Annotated in this window: 14 protein-coding genes and 1 pseudogene; 8 read left to right on the top strand and 7 right to left on the bottom strand. The window is 71.7% G+C overall.

Going from position 1 to position 16323, the window contains the following annotated elements; all coding sequences use genetic code 11:
- Window positions 1–6: 6 nt before the first annotated feature.
- Window positions 7–198 (bottom strand): putative ATP-grasp-modified RiPP, encoded by a 192-nt coding sequence (tgmA, locus tag N8I84_RS37825; protein ID WP_263234025.1) that lies wholly within the window; start codon window positions 196–198, stop codon window positions 7–9.
- 251 nt (window positions 199–449) lie between these two features.
- On the opposite strand from tgmA, the gene N8I84_RS37820 reads away from it, so the two are divergent.
- The gene (locus tag N8I84_RS37820; RefSeq protein ID WP_263234024.1) at window positions 450–737 is read left to right on the top strand and encodes a hypothetical protein; all 288 of its coding nucleotides are present in this window, start codon (window positions 450–452) and stop codon (window positions 735–737) included.
- 52 nt (window positions 738–789) lie between these two features.
- On the opposite strand, the gene N8I84_RS37815 is transcribed toward N8I84_RS37820, so the two are convergent.
- Entirely contained in the window at window positions 790–1773 is a 984-nt protein-coding gene (locus tag N8I84_RS37815) for an aldo/keto reductase (protein ID WP_263234023.1), read from the bottom strand.
- A 134-nt stretch (window positions 1774–1907) separates the two neighbouring features.
- On the opposite strand from N8I84_RS37815, the gene N8I84_RS37810 reads away from it, so the two are divergent.
- Entirely contained in the window at window positions 1908–3647 is a 1740-nt protein-coding gene (locus N8I84_RS37810) for a cholesterol oxidase substrate-binding domain-containing protein (RefSeq protein WP_263234022.1), read from the top strand.
- Between the two features lie 4 nt (window positions 3648–3651).
- Here N8I84_RS37810 and N8I84_RS43270 read toward each other — a convergent pair.
- The 3 genes and pseudogenes from N8I84_RS43270 to N8I84_RS37795 form a co-directional block, all read right to left on the bottom strand.
- A pseudogene (locus N8I84_RS43270) lies at window positions 3652–4684 on the bottom strand (helix-turn-helix domain-containing protein).
- Between the two features lie 112 nt (window positions 4685–4796).
- A complete protein-coding gene (locus N8I84_RS37800; RefSeq protein WP_263234021.1) occupies window positions 4797–5810 on the bottom strand; it encodes an alpha/beta hydrolase in 1014 nt (337 codons plus the stop codon).
- A 385-nt stretch (window positions 5811–6195) separates the two neighbouring features.
- Entirely contained in the window at window positions 6196–6585 is a 390-nt protein-coding gene (locus N8I84_RS37795) for a hypothetical protein (RefSeq protein WP_263234020.1), read from the bottom strand.
- Window positions 6586–6793: 208 nt separating this feature from the next.
- On the opposite strand from N8I84_RS37795, the gene N8I84_RS37790 reads away from it, so the two are divergent.
- The 5 genes from N8I84_RS37790 (at window position 6794) to N8I84_RS37770 (ending at window position 10240) form a co-directional block, all read left to right on the top strand.
- Window positions 6794–7714, top strand: a complete 921-nt coding sequence (locus tag N8I84_RS37790) for a MurR/RpiR family transcriptional regulator (protein ID WP_263234019.1) — start codon at window positions 6794–6796, stop codon at window positions 7712–7714.
- A 323-nt stretch (window positions 7715–8037) separates the two neighbouring features.
- Window positions 8038–8424 (top strand): hypothetical protein, encoded by a 387-nt coding sequence (locus N8I84_RS37785; protein WP_103843473.1) that lies wholly within the window; start codon window positions 8038–8040, stop codon window positions 8422–8424.
- 118 nt (window positions 8425–8542) lie between these two features.
- Window positions 8543–8848: a DUF1232 domain-containing protein gene (locus tag N8I84_RS37780; protein ID WP_263234018.1), complete on the top strand. Its 306-nt coding sequence runs from the start codon at window positions 8543–8545 to the stop codon at window positions 8846–8848.
- Between the two features lie 174 nt (window positions 8849–9022).
- Window positions 9023–9610 (top strand): TetR/AcrR family transcriptional regulator, encoded by a 588-nt coding sequence (locus tag N8I84_RS37775; RefSeq protein ID WP_263234017.1) that lies wholly within the window; start codon window positions 9023–9025, stop codon window positions 9608–9610.
- Between the two features lie 231 nt (window positions 9611–9841).
- On the top strand, window positions 9842–10240 hold the full coding sequence (locus N8I84_RS37770; protein WP_263234016.1) for a nuclear transport factor 2 family protein: 399 nt from the start codon (window positions 9842–9844) through the stop codon (window positions 10238–10240).
- Between the two features lie 197 nt (window positions 10241–10437).
- On the opposite strand, the gene N8I84_RS37765 is transcribed toward N8I84_RS37770, so the two are convergent.
- Both N8I84_RS37765 and N8I84_RS37760 read right to left on the bottom strand, forming a co-directional pair.
- On the bottom strand, window positions 10438–12924 hold the full coding sequence (locus tag N8I84_RS37765; protein WP_263234015.1) for a PP2C family protein-serine/threonine phosphatase: 2487 nt from the start codon (window positions 12922–12924) through the stop codon (window positions 10438–10440).
- Between the two features lie 158 nt (window positions 12925–13082).
- A complete protein-coding gene (locus N8I84_RS37760; RefSeq protein WP_263234014.1) occupies window positions 13083–14102 on the bottom strand; it encodes a LacI family DNA-binding transcriptional regulator in 1020 nt (339 codons plus the stop codon).
- Between the two features lie 251 nt (window positions 14103–14353).
- Here N8I84_RS37760 and N8I84_RS37755 point away from each other — a divergent pair, with 251 nt between their 5' ends.
- Window positions 14354–16303 (top strand): glycoside hydrolase family 127 protein, encoded by a 1950-nt coding sequence (locus N8I84_RS37755; RefSeq protein WP_263234013.1) that lies wholly within the window; start codon window positions 14354–14356, stop codon window positions 16301–16303.
- The last annotated feature ends 20 nt before the right edge of the window (window positions 16304–16323 follow it).

Genomic DNA, 16323 nt, shown 5'->3' with positions numbered 1-16323 from the left:
GTGCCGTCAGTCGTCGAAGTGCGTCTGGGAACCCGCCGTCGACGTCGTCGTGCCGGCCGCCAGCAGCAGTGCACGGTCACTGACGGCGGGGCGACCGTCCGGAAGCACGTTCAACTGCCGCGAGGCGTCGAAGCGGTACGGCGTCACCGTGGCCTGAACCCCCCTGGGCACGGTGTAGTTGAGGGTGAACGGTCGCACGGGAAACCTCCACGGTCTTGGGTTGCCACTTCCCAAATCTTTACGTCTTCCCCCCGTAAGGAATTCATCACTTTCCGACACATGGGGGTGAAGGTCGTCACATACCCCAGACGCAACCGCGTGACGTCAAGGGGCGTCCCCCGGTACGCCGGATGCGCGCTGTCAGTGCCCTCGGCAACAATGCGGTGTAAAGATCATCTCGCCCGCCCGGCCAGATGATCACCGCCCTGCCCCGGAAAGGCTGACCGACCATGACGCGCCCTCGGCTCAGTTCCCGTGCTGCCGAAGTGCTGCGCCTGATCATGGACCAGCGTCTGGCGGTCTTCCTGACGGTGCATGGGAACGGACGCCACCGGTACGGCTATTGGCAGACCGACGGCCGTCCCATGGCCCTGCCGACCGAGGAGTGCGACGCGTTGCGCGCCGCGGGTCGGATCGTGCTCGGCGACCCGGTGGTCGACCGGTCGAAGACCGTCTACCGGATCCGGGCCGCCGCGCGCGGCGCATCCCGCGCGACCCGTTCCGCCCTGACGGCGTGAGGGCGTGAGGGCGTGAGGGCGTGAGGGCGGAACATGCCGACGCGGCGGGCGGCTACCAGCGGCCCTCGACCTGCTCCTTGATCCGCCGGTCGTACAGGTCCCGGATCGCGTCGAGCGTCTCGCGCGGCAGCGGGGGCAGTTTGGCGACCGCCGAGTTGGCGCGGGCCTGGTCCGCGGAGCGGGCGCCGGGGATGACCGTGGTCACGCCTGGCTGCTGGAGGATCCAGGCGAGCGCCAGCTGGGCCGGCGTGCAGCCCTCGGGCGCGAGCGCGGCGAACTCGGCCGCCGCCTCGACACCGGTGGCGAAGTCGACGCCGGAGAAGGTCTCGCCCTGGTCGAAGGCCTCACCGTGCCGGTTGAAGGAGCGGTGGTCGTTCGCGGCGAAGACGGTGTCCTTGGTGTACTTGCCGGACAGCAGGCCGGAGGCGAGCGGCACCCGGGCGATGATGCCCACGCCGGCCTCCCGCGCGGCCGGGAGGACCTCACGCAGCGGCTTCATGCGGAACGGGTTGAGGATGATCTGCACGCTCGCCACGTTCGGGCGGGCGATCGCGGTCAGCGCCTCCCCGCACGTCTCGACGCTCACTCCGTAGGCGGCGACGCGGCCTTCCTCGACCAGGGTGTCCAGGGCGTCGTACACCTCGTCACAGGAGTAGACCGGCGTCGGCGGGCAGTGCAGCTGCACCAGGTCGATGCGGTCGACGCCGAGGTTGCGGCGGGAGCGGTCGTTCCAGACCCGGAAGTTGTCGAGGACGTAGTTCTGCGGGATCTGGTCGACGCGGCGGCCCATCTTGGTCGCCACCAACACGTGCAGGTCCGGCCTGCCGAGGAGGAAGGCGGCGATGGCCTGTTCGCTGCGCCCGTCGCCGTACACATCGGCGGTGTCGAAGAAGGTCACCCCGGACTCGGCCGCCGCCTCCAGCACCTCGTGGGCGGCCTTGTCGTCGACGTCGCCCCAGTCGGCGCCCAGCTGCCAGGTGCCGAGGCCGATCACCGAGGCATGCTGCCCCGACCTGCGGAATTCTCGCTCTTCCATACGGTCAGTGTGTCATCCGCACCCCGCCACACCCGGGACGCCCCTCCCACACCGGATACAGCTCCATCACCCATACGGGTGATTTGATGTGACAGGAGGGAGACACGTGTCAACTGACGCCTACCGTGGGCGACATGACCGAACCACCGGCCGGTCCCCCTCCCGCCATAGGAGGAGCGGAAGCCTCCTGGACGCGCCGGGGCTTCCTGCTCACCGCCGCCTCGCTGGCCGCCGCCTCCCCCGCCCTGACGCAGGGCATCGCCGCAGCTGATGAGCTGCCCGGTTTCCCGCCCGACGTCGGCCTGTACCGCACGGCGTACCGCAACTGGGTCGGGGAGATCACCGCCGACGGACTGTGGGCCTGTGCGCCGGCGGACGCGCGACAGGTCGTGGACGTGGTCAACTGGGCCCGCCGACAGGGCTGGACGGTCCGCGCCCGCGGCTGCTCACACGGCTGGTCGCCCCTGACGATCCCCGCCGGCACGGGGGCCGGGTCGCCCGTACTGCTCCTGGACACCGCCGCCCATCTCACGGGGCTGTCGATGGAGTCCGCCGAACCCGCCGCCGTCCGGGCCGGCACCGGCGTCACTCTCGAGGCCCTGCTCGGCTTCCTGGAGGACCACGGCCTGGGCCTGACCGCGGCACCGGCGCCCGGCGACCTGACCCTCGGCGGTGCCCTGGCCGTCGACGCCCACGGCACCGCGGTCCCGGCCCACGGCGAGAACCGGCTGCCCGGGCACACCTACGGTTCGCTGAGCAACCTCGTACTGTCCCTGACCGCGGTGGTGTGGGACGAGAGCAGTGACGCCTACGTCCTGCGGACATACCGGCGCGACGAGGCCGAAGGTGCCGCGCTGCTCACCCATCTCGGCCGCGCCCTGGTCACCGAGGTGGTGCTGCGCGTGGGCGTCAACACCGATCTGCGCTGCGTCAGCCGCACCGACGTCCCGGCCGCCGAGCTCTTCGCGGCGCCCGGCAGCGACGGCCGGACGTTCGCGCGGTTCCTCGACGAGACGGGCCGGGCGGAGGCGATCTGGTTCGCCTTCACGGAGTTCCCCTGGTTGAAGGTGTGGAGCGTCGCCCCCCGGCGCCCGCTCACCTCACGGCCGGTGACGTCGCCGTACAACTATCCGTTCTCCGACCACGTGCCCACGCTCGTGGCGGATCTCGCGGGACGGATGGTGTCCGACGCCGCCTGGTACCTCGCGCCCGAGCTGGGCAACGCGCAACTGGACGCCGCCGTGCTCGGCCTGACCGCCACGCTCTCCGCGGACCTGTGGGGGCCGTCCAAGAACACGCTGCTGTACATCAGACCCACGACGCTGCGGGTCACCGCGAACGGCTACGCGGTCCTCACCTCGCGCGACGAGGTCCAGCGCGTCGTCCACGAGTTCACCTCCTTCTACCGGGAACGGCTCACCGCGTACGCCGCGCGCGGGCGCTTCCCGGTCAACGGCCAGGTCGAGATCCGCGTGACGGGCCTCGACGATCCCGCAGACGTCGGGCTCACCGGCGCCCGAGCCCCGTCGCTGTCGGCGTTGCGGCCGCGCGCCGATCACCCCGAGTGGGACACGGCGGTCTGGCTCGACGTGCTCACCCTGCCGGGCACGCCCTACGCGGAGGAGTTCTACCGGGAGCTGGAGCGGTTCCTGCTGGCCACCTACGACGGTGGGGTGGGCCTCGTGCGCGTGGAGTGGTCCAAGGGGTGGGGCTACACGGACCAGGCGGCGTGGTCCGACCCGGACGTGCTGCACGACGCCGTGCCGGACTCGTTCGGCGACGGGCCGTCCTGGGCCCGGACGTCCGAGGTGCTCTCCCGGCTCGACCCGCACCGCGTGTTCCGCAACGCCTTTCTGGACCGGCTGTTCGCCTAGGCGGTCAGCCGGCGGTCTCCGGCGTGGAGCGCCGCAGTCTCCGTACCGCCAGGGCGAGTTGGAGGCGCAGTCGGCCGTGCGGGGCGTGCACGTCCCAGCCGAGGACATGCTCCAACTGGGCCAGGCGTTCCTGCAGCGTGGAGTGGTGCACCGTCAGCTCCGCTGCGGCGGACCGCAGGCTGGGCGCGGACGCCACGGCATGCAGGGTCACCGCGGCCCACGGGGCCTCGGCGACGGCGCGCTCCAGCGCCAGCAGGTCCGGGATCGGCGGGGTGTCCGGGCCGACCGCCCCGGCGAGCAGGGCGAGTCCGCCGAGGTCGTCCGCGTGGACGGTGCGCGGGCCGGGGTCGTGCGCGGTGCCCTCGGCGGTGAAGCGGAGCGCGGTGCGGGCCGCAGCCCAGGACTCGGGCAGCCGTACGGGCGCAACGGCGGGACCTATGCCGCCCGCGGCTCCTCCCCGCCGGTCCTCGCACGGTGTCGGCGGGCTCGACGCGGGCGCCGCCGCCGTACAGTGCGACGGCCCGTACCCGCTGTTCGGCGTGGAGTCCCAGCCGGGCCGCCGCGCTCAGCCGTACGGCGGGCGGCGCGGAGGCGTCAAGCAGCGTCTCCAGGAGCGCCGGGTCGTCGGCGGGTGCCCGGCCCCGGGTGCGGTCCAGGACCAGGCGGACGGCTGCCACGGCCCGCTCCAAAATCATGGCGTGGACGCCGTCGGCCGGGCCGGGGTGCTCCAGCCACAGCCCGGCTTGCTCCGGGCCGTCCGCAGGGACATCGGTGCCCGTCGCCAGGCGCGCCCACGGCCAGGCGGGGTCGGGCGGGTCCGCCGTGTCGTGGCGGCGCCCGTCGGGTTCGACACGGACGCGGACGCCGCGCCGTTCGTCGACCAGCCGGGCCGGGCTGCCGGACAGGACCGCGGCGCCGCGCACCAGGGCCTCGAGACCCGCACGCTCCTCCGTCAGGCGGTCGAAGTACGCGATGACGCGCAGCGCGGCGCCCGCGTCGGGATCGAGCGCCGCGAGCCGTCCTGCCAGCTCTTTCACGGACACCATCCTGCGGGCGAGCACGGCGTCTGCCAAGCTCCGGGGCCGGATACGCCGCCGCCTCCCCGGCGCGGCGGACCGCTCGCCCGCCGGGGAGGGGCAATGGCCCCGGTCAGGTGCTCAGCAGCCGCCGCAGCCAGCGCAACCGGGCCGCTCGGGCCTCCTGGGAGAGCAGCGCCTGCGGGGCGAAGCCGTCGAAGCCGTGGAACCCGCCGGGCCACACATGGAGTTCGGCGCGTCCGCCCGCCTGCCAGATACGGGTGGCGTAGCTGACGTCCTCGTCGCGGAAGGTCTCCGCGGAGCCGACGTCGATGAAGGCGGGCGGCAGGCCGGACAGATCGGTGGCGCGGGCGGGGGCGGCGTACGGGGAGACGTCCGGGCCGCCGCGCGCGTCGCCGAGGAGCGCGCCCCAGCCGGTGGCGTTCGCGGTGCGGTCCCATACGCCGCGCCCTGCCATCTGGTGGGCGGAGACCGAGTCGTTGCGGTCGTCCAGCATGGGGCACATCAGCATCTGGCCCAGCAGGGCGGGGCCACCGCGGTCCCGTGCGAGCAGGGCCAGGGCCGCGGTGAGGCCGCCGCCCGCGCTGCCGCCGGCGACGATGATGCGCTCGGGGTCGACGCCGAGTTCCTTGGCGTTCTCGGCGGTCCACTTCAGGCCCGCGTAGCAGTCCTCGACCGGGGCCGGGTGCGGGTGCTCGGGGGCCAGCCGGTACTCGACGGAGACCACGACCAGCCCCAGCTCCTCGGCCCAGTCGAGCGCCTCGTCCACGCCGAACCGGTTGGTGCCGAGGATCATCCCGCCCCCGTGCGCGTGGTAGATCGCCGGCAGGGGGCCGGTCGCACCGGTGGGCCGGCAGATGAGCAGGGAGATCTCGGGCGCGCCGGGCGGTCCCGGCACCGCACGCTCCTCCACCTCGAAGGCGCCGCCGCGGCGCAGCTCGTCGTCGGAGGGCGGCGGGATGACCATGCCGGCGCGCACCTCGGGGATGGCCTCGGGCGGGAAGCCCGGGGACAACTGCTCGCCGATCAGTTCGAGCGCGGCCGCCAGCTCCGGGTCGAAGGGCGGCGGCGGAAAGACGGGCTCGGCGTCTGCGGGTGCCGGGGAGGTCGTCGGCTCGGCGGTCATGGCTGCTCCTCGCGTCGTGGCCACGCCCCTGTGGCCAGTGCGGTTCATGGTGCCCGCCGCCCCGCCGCCGCGGCACGCGCCGTTCGGCGGGAATCCCCGCCGAACGGCGGGGCGGCACCTGGAACGAGCCGTCGGCGCCGAGCACGGAGGCGGCGCCGCGGACGGGGGCAGCCGCGGACGGGGGCGGCAGCCGCGGACGGGGCGGCCGCGGACAGGGGCGAGCCGCGGACGGTCCTCTTCCGTCCGCGCCCGCCCTGCTGGTGCCCTGCGGCGGCGCCGGCACGGCACCCGGATGTGACACTCAGAGCCGCATCCGGCTCTCCGTGGCGCTCGGATGTGACGCTCAGGGCCGCATCCGGCTCTCCGTGGCGCTCGGATATGACGCTCAGGGCCGCGTCCGGCTCTCCAGCCGCAGCTCGACGTCGATCTCCTGGTCCCCGGCGACGACGCCGAGCTGGTGGACGGCGTACAGCTCGTCCAGGGCACGGCGCAGTCGCTCCACCGCCCTGGGCTCGCCCTGCAGCTCGGCCTTGACCGGACCGGACAGCGGCGCTGGCGGCGACGGGCGCTCGGCCGTCCCGCGCGTGGCCGACGTGTCGAACGTCCCGGTCCATATCGTGGGCCGGGAGGTGTGCGCCTCGTGGGGCGCCTCCTCGGCGGCGCGGTCCGAGCCGAACTGCCGGCACAGTTCGGCGAACAGGTTCCCGGCGTCCGTCGCCGAGCAGTCGCTGACCACTACTTCGACCTGTGGTGCGTGCGTTTCGGACGCGTTCACGGCCGCTCCTCTCTTCGCGATGGCAGACCGATGGGCCGACCGGACGGCCGACGCGGGTACCCCGCCCCAAGGGGCCCATGCACGACGGTACGGCGCGTGTCCCCGGCCCGCCTGTCGGGGAGCAGTCCGCGATATGGGCGGTAAGCCCCCTGGTCAGCGCTGTCCGTGAGCTATGTTGAAGGCCTCGGGACACGACGGAGGAGGTCCGGTGCCATCGCCGCAGCAGGCACGCGCGCAGTCATCTGCGATCACTGCGGGCAAGACGGCCCCGGAAGCGGGTGCCAGCCCGACGTCCCAGCTCAGAGAGTTGTTCGACGGTCCCCGGCTGTCCCCGGGGCACCGCCGGATCGCCCAGTACCTGATCGAGCACATCACCGAGGCCGCGTTCCTGTCGATCACGGATCTGGCCGAGCGGGTGGGTGTGAGCCAGCCTTCGGTGACCCGTTTCGCCGGGGCCGTCGGCTTCAGCGGCTACCCGGCGCTGCGGGAGAAGTTGCAGTCCATCGCCCTGGGCACCCTGGGCAGCCCAAGCACTCCGGCGGAGCAGCGCGCCAACGAGTTGCAGGCGGCCGTGGACGCCGAGATCGAGAACCTGGAGAACCTGCGCCGGGACTTCGCCGACCCGGACCAGGTGATCCGGATCGGGCGGGCGCTGTCCGAGTCGACTCCCCTGACCGTGATGGGCCTGAGGATCTCCGCCTCCCTCGCCGAGTACTTCGCCTACGGGGCCCGGCGCATCCACCCCGACGTACGGCTGGTGACGCGCGGGGGGACCGTCGCCTACGACGCGATGTTGCAGTCGCGGGAGGCCGGCGGCACCTGGGTGCTGGCCTTCGGGATGCCCCGGCACGCCCAGGAGAGCCTCACCGCGGTGCGGGTGGCGCGCACCGCGGGGCTCAAGGTGGCTCTGATCACGGATCTTGGACTCGGTCCGCTCGCGGACGAGGCCGACGTCGTGTTCGCCACCGGCACGGGCTCCCGGCTGGTGTTCGACTCCTATGCCGCCCCCGGTCTGATGGCCGCGGCGCTCCTGCAGGCGATGACCGACGCCGATCCGGAGCGGACGCAGGCCCGCCTGGAGGAGTACGAGCAGATCGCCGACCAGCACCAGTTCTTCCTCAAGGACTGACCGGCCCGGGCGCCGGACCGAGGGCGCCGAAACAAGGGATCCGGCCAAACAGGATCTCTTATCCCAAACAGAACATGAATTTTTTCATGTCCTTGCGTATCCGCAGGTATATATAAATACTTCTCGCGGATCGCGGACCGGGACAGCCGGGACGCGCCGTACGGACAACCGGAGTCGTCCGCTCCTACCCACGGGCTCCGGGTGTCCGGCCGGGCCCCGCTGCGCGGGCATCCCTGGTGGCGGCTCCGGTCCTCCCCTAGGCCGGAGCCGCCCCCGAAGTCGCCGCAGCACCCTGAGCCGACGTGACCCGGAAGCGAACCATCATGGCCTTGACGACGTACTCGCCGATCAGCTCGGACTGGCCGTGCCAGGTCAAAACCCCCGGCAGCTACGACTGGGAGCGGTCGGCGGCCAAGTGGCTGCGGGAACTCGTGCCCGCGCGCTACGCCAGCTACCCGGCCCTGATCCGCCACCCGGTCCTGCTCGCCCGGCACGCCCAGATCCAGGTGCAGAACGAGGTGCGGGTGGCCCGCACCGCGCTGCAGACGGCCCGCGCGGAGCTGCCGGCTCTCGGCCTGCCGGAGTCGGTCATCGAGCACACGATCAGGATGTACGCCGCCGAGGTCATGCAGTTGCAGCACATCGCGCGCAGCGTCCGCGCCGTCAGCCAGGCCCTGATGGAGAGCAACCTGGCACGCCCCGGACACTGACGCACCGTCACGACCGCCTGCGCCGCCGTCCGGGGCGTTCGGCCCGGCACGCGCACAGTCCACCGCGAAGCGGGCATCCGTAGGAGAGGACGACTCCTACGGATGCCCGGAGCTGCGCATGGACTCCACGACCTGGGCCGCGCTCGCCGTCGCCGCCGTACTCGCGGCGGCCCTGCTCGGCGTGGCCCTCACCCTGCTGCGACGGCTGGTCCGCACGCGCCGCGACCTGCGCCGCGCCGGGCTGCCCACCGGCCCGCGCTGGCTGTTCTGGGGTGCGGTCCTGTACCTGGTGCTCCCCGCCGACCTGCTGCCGGATCCCGTGTACCTGGACGACATCGGCGTCCTGCTGCTGGCGCTGAGGTCGATGCGGGCCGCTGTACCGGCACACGAACCCTGGCGCGACGACGGCACGTTGCCCGACTGACGGGGCGACGGGGTGGCCATCCGCGCCGTGGCGGCGGTAGGACGAGCGGGTCGCAGGACGTGCGACTTGGCCCCCCGGGGGCGATCCGCGCTGGGCGACTCCTGGAACGCGGCGCCTCATGTCATACAGATCGGCGATACGGACCACCCGGTCAAGAATTGGTACGGTAACCGTATGGCACGCCCTCGAAGCTTCGACGAGACCAAGGTCCTGAGTTCCGCGCGTGAGGAGTTCTGGAACCGCGGCTACGCGGCGACGAGGCTGGAGGACCTGGTTTCCGCGACGGGCCTCGGCAAGGGAAGCCTCTACGGCGCGTTCGGCGACAAGCGCCGGCTCTTCCTGAATCTGCTGAACAGCTACTGCCACCAGCAGCTCAGCGATGTTCAACGGACACTCACGGCACCGGGCACAGCCATGGAGCGCCTGACGCGACTCTTCGAGCATGTGGTACACGGCTACACCGGAGATGCCGGGCGCCGCGGCTGCTTCATGGTCAACAGCACATCCGAACTCCACGGGCAGGACCCCGACGTGGCCGCCCTGGCCCGGGCGACCTGTCAGCGCATGGAAGACCTCTTGGTCACCTGCGTGAAGGACGCGCAACGAGAGGGGGAGGTGGACGCGAGCGCCGACCCGCAGGAGCTCGGCCGCCTGCTGCTCGCAGCCCTGCAGGGCATCGAGTTCCTCGCGAAGACCGGCATGGACGACTCGGCCCTTCGGCAGATCGGTCACGCCACGCTACGCCAACTCCCCGGAGCCTGACATGCACGAGTCGGGGCCGACCCCGGGGCGGCCCCGACGGTGTGCGCTAGTTTTTGACTGACCGGTCCATATCTGTTCTACTCGACCCGGCGCAAGAATTCGCCCCGGAAGTATCAATAGCCGCTTTTGTCCCGCATGCCACGAGAGGCGTGCAGATCCGGGGGGCGTACACCCGTCTCTGGCCTTGGAACGACACTCCCAGGCCTCCCGTTTTTCGGAAGGTTCTTGATCATGGCAACGCGTGAGGTTGTGGAGAAGTTCTTCGAGCTGCTGGCCGCCGGGGACCCGGATGCGGTCGCCGAGGCGTTCGCGGATGACATCGATTGGTATGTTCCCGGCTCGCCGTCGCTGCCGTGGACGGGGCATCGCGCCAAGGCCGGTGAGGTGGCCGACTACCTCCGGACCCTCATGGCGAACATCGTCCCGGAGAAGAACGTCGACGAAGTGCAGGCCCTCTTGGTCGACGGCGATCACGCGGTCATGCTGGGACGCTTCACTCGTGTCGCCAGGAACACGGGCCGAACCTATGAGATGCCCATCGCCATGCACCTCCAGGTGGCAGGCGACAAGATCGTCAAGATGTACCTCTACGAGGACACCCTCAAGGTGTCCGAGGCCTACGCCGGCTGAGGAACCGGGCCCTTGCCGGTCACAGGTCCAGGACCAGGTCCACGGGAGGCCGAGAGCAGCAGATGAGCGCATTGCCCTCTGCGCATCTCCCTCGGCGGGTCCTCGCTCCCTGCCACGCCGGCCCGGCACCTGCGCTTCGCGATCCGGATGGCGACCGAGGTCGTCGCAGCAGCGGTTCGGAGGCGGCCGACGCCCTTTCAGGAGCGGCAGTCCCGACCTTCCCCTGTGATCCGACCCACGGTGGCCCCGTCCGGCTCGGGCACGCCGATCAGGAGCAGCGTCACGTCGTCGTCATGGGCGGCCGCGTCCGGAATGAGGGTCTCGATCAACCGGGCCGCGGCCTCGTCGAGGATTTCCGGGTCGGCCGGAGCGTCCCTCAGCGCTGTGCCGAGGGTGTGGGCGAGGACGTCGATCTGGGCGTCGATGTCGGTGCCTGGCCTCTCGACCAGTCCGTCGGTGTAAAGGGCGAGTGTGCTGCCCGGCGACAGCCGATGGGTCGTCTCCTGGAACGACAGCCCGCTGCCACACAAATCGTTGACGCCCAGCGGCACGCTGACCGGTGCCTGCAGTCGGCGGGGGAAGCCTTCCGGGTCCACTGCGACGACCGGCAGGTGCCCGGCCGAACAAAGGCTGACTTCCCGGGCGCGCTGGTCGATCACGAGGTAGCAGCACGTGACGAGCTGGTCCGCAAGGTCGTTGACGAACGCGTCCAGCCCGGTCATGAGCCGCCAGGGCGGTATACCCGTGCGGGCCAAGGCATGGGCGGCGGCGCGCAACTGGCCCATGACGGCCGCCGCGTCCAGGCCCCGGCCCATCACGTCGCCGATGACGACGCCGGTCCGGTTCTGGTCCAGGGGAATGACGTCGAACCAGTCGCCGCCGACCCCGGGGTCCTGGACGGACGCCAGATACCGGTGCGCGCTGGGCAGATGCGGCAGGCGGGGCGGCTCGCCCATGAGGCTGTGCTGCAGCGTGTAGGCGATGCGTCGTTGCTGCTCGTAGCGCTCGGTGCGTTCGGCCTCGGCCTGCCTTCGTTCGGTGATGTTCCGAACGGTGAGGAAGACCAGGGTCTCCTGTTCGGCCTGGAAGGTGCTGATGCTCACTTCCACGGGGAACTCACTGCCGTCGCTGTGCAGCCCGTACAGGCCCCGGTCCACCACCATCGGCTTCGGGTCGGGCAGCTGCAGATACCGGTGCAGGAGCGCTCTGTGCAGTGGACGCTGCGGGCCGGGCACGAGGTCCTCGACCTCGGTGCCGACGACGCCGGCCGGCGCACGGCCGAACAGTGGCTCGACCTGGGCGTTGGCCATGACGATGACGCCGTCGCCGTCCGTGATCAGGGTGGCGTCGGGTGCGGATTCCAGCAGCGCGAGGAAGCGCCGGTTGGCCCGCTCCACCTCGCGCTGGGCCGCGACTCGTTCGGTGATGTCGGTGAGCACGCCCGCCATGGCGTAGGGCGCGCCGTGCGGATCGTTGAGCGGGAACACAGTGGCGAGGAAGTCCCGTGGACCTGCCGGCAGGTCGAAATGCTCCTGGCGCTGGACCGGGGTGCCCCGTGCCAGCATGTCGAGGTCGGCAGCCCGCAGGTGACGGGCTATGTCCGGCGGCAGGACCTCCTGGTCCCGCCGGCCCAGTATCCGTTCGCGGGACAGTCCCGTGCTCTCCTCGAACCTCGTGTTGAGCGCCAGCAAGCGCCCGTCCAGGTCCTTGATGAACATCACCGCGGGCGTGTGGTCCATGAACGCCTGGAGCAGTTCGTTCTGCCGCACCTGATATTCGGCACGCGCGTGCGCCACCTCGATACGCCGCCCCACGGCCAGGGCGCCGAAGATGACCACGGCGAACACGATCACGTGGCCGCACACCAGCAGTGCTGTGCCCAGACGCCTCCCGTACAGACCTGCGTCCTCACCGGTCAGGACGCCCCAGCCCAGCAGCGGCGGCGCGATCAGGATGGTGGCGAGCAGGCGGCGGCCCAGCGCGCCCGTGGTGCCCGCGTTCATCAGCAGTCCCGCAGGGCCTTCGTCCGGCCGGGCCAGGAAGACGGCGATGCCGAGCAGCACGAGGGCCAGCGCGGTGTGCAGGGCCATGCCGGTGTAACCGCCGAACCGCTCCAGCTGAGGCACGGCGTAGGCGAAGCCGTAGAGCCGCAGCATGCCCAGGGTGAGAACGGCCAGTGCCGGGATCTGACTCGTCCAGGCGGGCAGTCGGAAGGTGCTCGCGCACAGTGCCGCCACGCTCCCGAGCGTCAGTGCCACGGCCGTGTTCGGTGCCATGCGTCCGGGCGCCCCGGTCGCCACCCGCGCGGTGTCATCCCTGAAGAGGAGCTGATCGACGCCTGTGTTCGCCTTGGTCAGGTACTCGAGAAGGGTGAGCCCGCCGATCACGGCGGCCAGGACCGCGGCCGCACGGGCCGCGTCGGCCTTCCGCGGAGTGAGGGGTCGGCGAGCCACCACGAACACGGAGAGGCCCAGCGCCAGCAGGGCCACGGCGGTGTTCGGCTTCATGGACGCTGCGACGCCGGGCAGCACGCTCTTCAGCACGCCGATGCCGAGGACCCAGCCGGACAGGCCCACCACGCCGAACGCGGCCGTCATCAGGGCCGCTCCCTGGGCCACGGCGCGGGCACCGGCCACGCCGGGCTCGTGGAACGGCAGTCCCTCGTCCTGCTCTCCGCCTGTCACCGAATCATCACCTTATGGATACACGGCCCAATCTGCTCAATTGGCCCAAGTATCGCAAAAGGAGCGAGTTTGGTTCAGTGCCGCACAGGCGCCCTGGGGACAGGCCTACATGGCTCGTCTGCGCAGGTCAGCGGTCACTGCTGGGCAGCCAGTGGCTCTCAGCTGGACTCGCGCACCACCAGGCGGCACGGCACGGTGTGCAGGCCCGGTGCCGGTTCCGCATCGATGGCCTCCAGCAGACGCAGGGCGGCGATCCTGCCGATCTCGGCGAGGTTCATGTCGATGGTGGTCAGGGGCGGGCGGCTGGCCAGGGCCATGGTGTCCCAGTTGTCGTAGCCCACGACCGCGATGTCACCGGGCACGCTCACCCCGCGTTCGCGCAGCGTGTCGGTGACACCCCGGGCGATCTGGTCGTTTCCGCAGAAGAAGGCGTCGGTGTCCGGTGCCGTGCGCAGTACGGCGTCGGCGGCGCGGCGGCCCCATGCCTCGCTCCACTCGCCGAAGTGGACCCGCCCGGTCGCGAGTGGCAGCGAGGAGCGCTCCAGGTGCTCGATGGTGTGGCGGGCCCGGTCGCGGGCCGCCGCGTGGTGTTCCGGGCCGGTGACGTGCGCGATCCGGGTGCGCCCGGTGGCCAGGAGATGGTCGACGGCGAGGTGTGCCCCGCCCTGGTCGTCGGAGACCACCGAGGTGTCGGCCGGGTCGGTCGAGGGCGAGAGCGCGTAGACGATGGGGACCGACTCGATGCCGGTCAGCGGGGGGCGGGGGTCCGTGCGGCGGCCGGTGACGATGATGCCGTCGACCCGGCGGTCCATCAGGTTGCGCAGATGGTGCTGCTCCCGGATGGCGTCGCCGCGCGTGTCGCACAGCAGCACCGAGATCTTCCCGGCCCCGAGGGCGTCCTCAGCGCCGAGCAGCACCGGAGTGCTGAACCGGCCGATGCCGTCCGTCGTCATCAGTCCGACCGTCCAACTGCGGCCGGTGTGCAGGCTTTGGGCGTGCTGGTTGGGCCGGAACCCCAGCGCTTCCACCGCGTCCAGCACGCGCTGCCTGGTCTCCGGACGCATCCTGCCGCCGCCGTTCAGCGCCTTCGACGCCGTGCCGACGCTGACACCCGCCATGGCGGCGACATCGGCGAGCTTGGCCCGGCCGGCGGAGGGGATGCCTGCAGCAGAGGTCACGGGCAAACCTTTTCCTCGGGGGTAACGGTGCGCATCATCCTGACAGCAGCGCGGGCCTCTGCGCCAGCCCGTGAGCAAACGGAAAAATATCGCGTCATCCCTCTTGACCTCCGCCTGCTTCCGTCCACTACTTTCACGGCAGAAAAACGGTTGCTCAAACAGGCACCGCTTCGCTTCTTCGTCTCCTTGTCTCCTCGCAGCCGAAGCGACCGCGTCGGCTGCTCCCGTCCCGCGACGCACCCCGGAGAACCATGCCCCGCACACGCACAACCCCGCCCTCCCCGGGCCCGGTCCGCCCAGGTCCGGGGGCCCACACCGCGCTGCGGCCCGCCGCCGTCGGCATCCGCGAGGGCTTCTGGCAGGCCCGGCGCGAGGTCAACGCACGCACCTCCATCCCGCAGGGCCCCCACCTGCTGGAGTCGGCGGGAAACCTGCACAACCTGCGGGTGGTGGCGGGCACCGCCGAGGGCGAGTTCCAGGGCACGTACCCGTTCCAGGACTCCGACGTCTACAAGTGGCTGGAGGCCGCCTCCTGGCAGCTCGCCCAGCGGACGACGCCCGAGGACGACGGTGAACTCGCCGACGCGGTGGGCCGGATCGCCGCGCTGGTCGCCGATGCCCAGCAGCCCGACGGCTACCTCAACACCTGGTTCCAGCTCCGCGAGGGCGGCAAGCGCTACGAGGACCTGCGCTGGGGCCACGAGCTGTACTGCGCCGGCCATCTGATCCAGGCCGCGGTGGCCCACCACCGGGCGACCGGAGGGACCGAACTGCTCGATGTGGGCCGTCGTTTCGCCGACCACATCGACTCGGTCTTCGGTCCGCCCGGCAGCGGCAAGCCCATCGACGGCATCGACGGCCACCCCGAGGTGGAGACCGCCCTGGTGGAGCTCTACCGGGAGACCGGTGAACGCCGCTACCTGGACCTCGCCGGCTACTTCGTCGACCGCCACGGCCACGGCCTCCTCGGCAACGAGGCGTACTGCCAGGACCGCGTCCCGCTGCGCGACGCCACGAACGTCGAGGGGCACGCGGTACGCCAGCTCTACCTGCTCGCCGCCGCGGCCGACCTGGCGACCGAGACCGGGGAGGCCGAACTGCGCGCCGCCGCCGAGCGGTTGTGGCAGGCGATGACCGCCACCAAGACCCATGTGACCGGCGGTCTCGGCGCCCACCACGACAAGGAGGACTTCGGCGACCCGTACGAGCTGCCCAACGAGCGCGCCTACTGCGAGACCTGCGCCGCCATCGCCTCCGTCCAGTGGAGCTGGCGCATGGCCCTGCTCACCGGCGAGGCCCGCTACTCCGACCTGATCGAGCGCACCCTGTACAACGGTTTCCTCGCCGGTGTCTCCCTGGACGGCGAGCGCTGGCTGTACGTCAACCCGCTCCAGGTGCGCGACGGCCACACCGACACCGGCGGCGACCAGTCGGCCCGCCGCACCCGCTGGTTCCGCTGCGCCTGCTGCCCGCCGAACGTCATGCGGCTGCTGGCCTCCCTGGAGCACTACCTCGCCTCGACGGACGCGGACGGCCTGCAGATCCACCAGTACGTCACCGGACGCTACGCGGGCGACGTCGACGGCACCCCGGTCGCCGTGAGCGCCGTGACGGACTACCCCTGGCACGGTGCGATCGCCCTCACCGTCGAGGAGGCCCCCGAGGAGCGGCCCTGGACGCTGTCCCTGCGCATCCCCCAGTGGTGCCGCGAGTACCGGGTCAGGGTCGGGGACACGGCGTACGACCAGACCGACGCGCCCGTGAGCGACGGCTGGCTGCGGCTGGAGCGCACCTGGGCATCCGGCGACCAGGTGGTCCTCGAACTCGCCCTCGACCCCCGCCTCACCGCGGCCGACCCGCGCGTGGACGCCCTACGCGGCTGTGTGGCGATCGAACGCGGGCCGCTCGTGTACTGCCTGGAGCAGGTCGACCACCCCGGCGGCGGCCTGGACGACATCGTCCTCGACACCACCCGCCCGCTCGCCGTGAAGCACCGCCCGGACCTGCTCGGCGGAGTCACCACCGTCGTGGCCGCCGGGCACCGCCGGCACATCCCCGACGCCGGCTGGTGGCCGTACCGGGCCGCGGAGGGCGCCGGGACCCCCTCGGCCGGTGAGCCCCTCGAGCTGACCGCGATCCCCTACTACGCCTGGGCCAACCGCCAGGACGGCAGCATGCGCGTCTGGCTGCCGACCTCCTGAGCACGCGCCTCCTCCCCTCC

Origin of the sequence: Streptomyces cynarae (assembly GCF_025642135.1) — a bacterium.
Lineage (GTDB): Bacteria > Actinomycetota > Actinomycetes > Streptomycetales > Streptomycetaceae > Streptomyces > Streptomyces cynarae.
Note: the sequence above shows the minus strand (reverse complement) of the source record. Positions and strands in the feature narration are given on the sequence as shown.

Coding starts and splice junctions, on each gene's coding strand:
- N8I84_RS37820 (WP_263234024.1), top strand. CDS start 450: ATGACGCGCCCTCGGCTCAGTTCCCGTGCTGCCGAAGTGCTGCGCCTG.
- N8I84_RS37815 (WP_263234023.1), bottom strand. CDS start 1,773: ATGGAAGAGCGAGAATTCCGCAGGTCGGGGCAGCATGCCTCGGTGATC.
- N8I84_RS37810 (WP_263234022.1), top strand. CDS start 1,908: ATGACCGAACCACCGGCCGGTCCCCCTCCCGCCATAGGAGGAGCGGAA.
- N8I84_RS37800 (WP_263234021.1), bottom strand. CDS start 5,810: ATGACCGCCGAGCCGACGACCTCCCCGGCACCCGCAGACGCCGAGCCC.
- N8I84_RS37785 (WP_103843473.1), top strand. CDS start 8,038: ATGGCCTTGACGACGTACTCGCCGATCAGCTCGGACTGGCCGTGCCAG.
- N8I84_RS37780 (WP_263234018.1), top strand. CDS start 8,543: ATGGACTCCACGACCTGGGCCGCGCTCGCCGTCGCCGCCGTACTCGCG.
- N8I84_RS37775 (WP_263234017.1), top strand. CDS start 9,023: ATGGCACGCCCTCGAAGCTTCGACGAGACCAAGGTCCTGAGTTCCGCG.
- N8I84_RS37770 (WP_263234016.1), top strand. CDS start 9,842: ATGGCAACGCGTGAGGTTGTGGAGAAGTTCTTCGAGCTGCTGGCCGCC.
- N8I84_RS37755 (WP_263234013.1), top strand. CDS start 14,354: ATGCCCCGCACACGCACAACCCCGCCCTCCCCGGGCCCGGTCCGCCCA.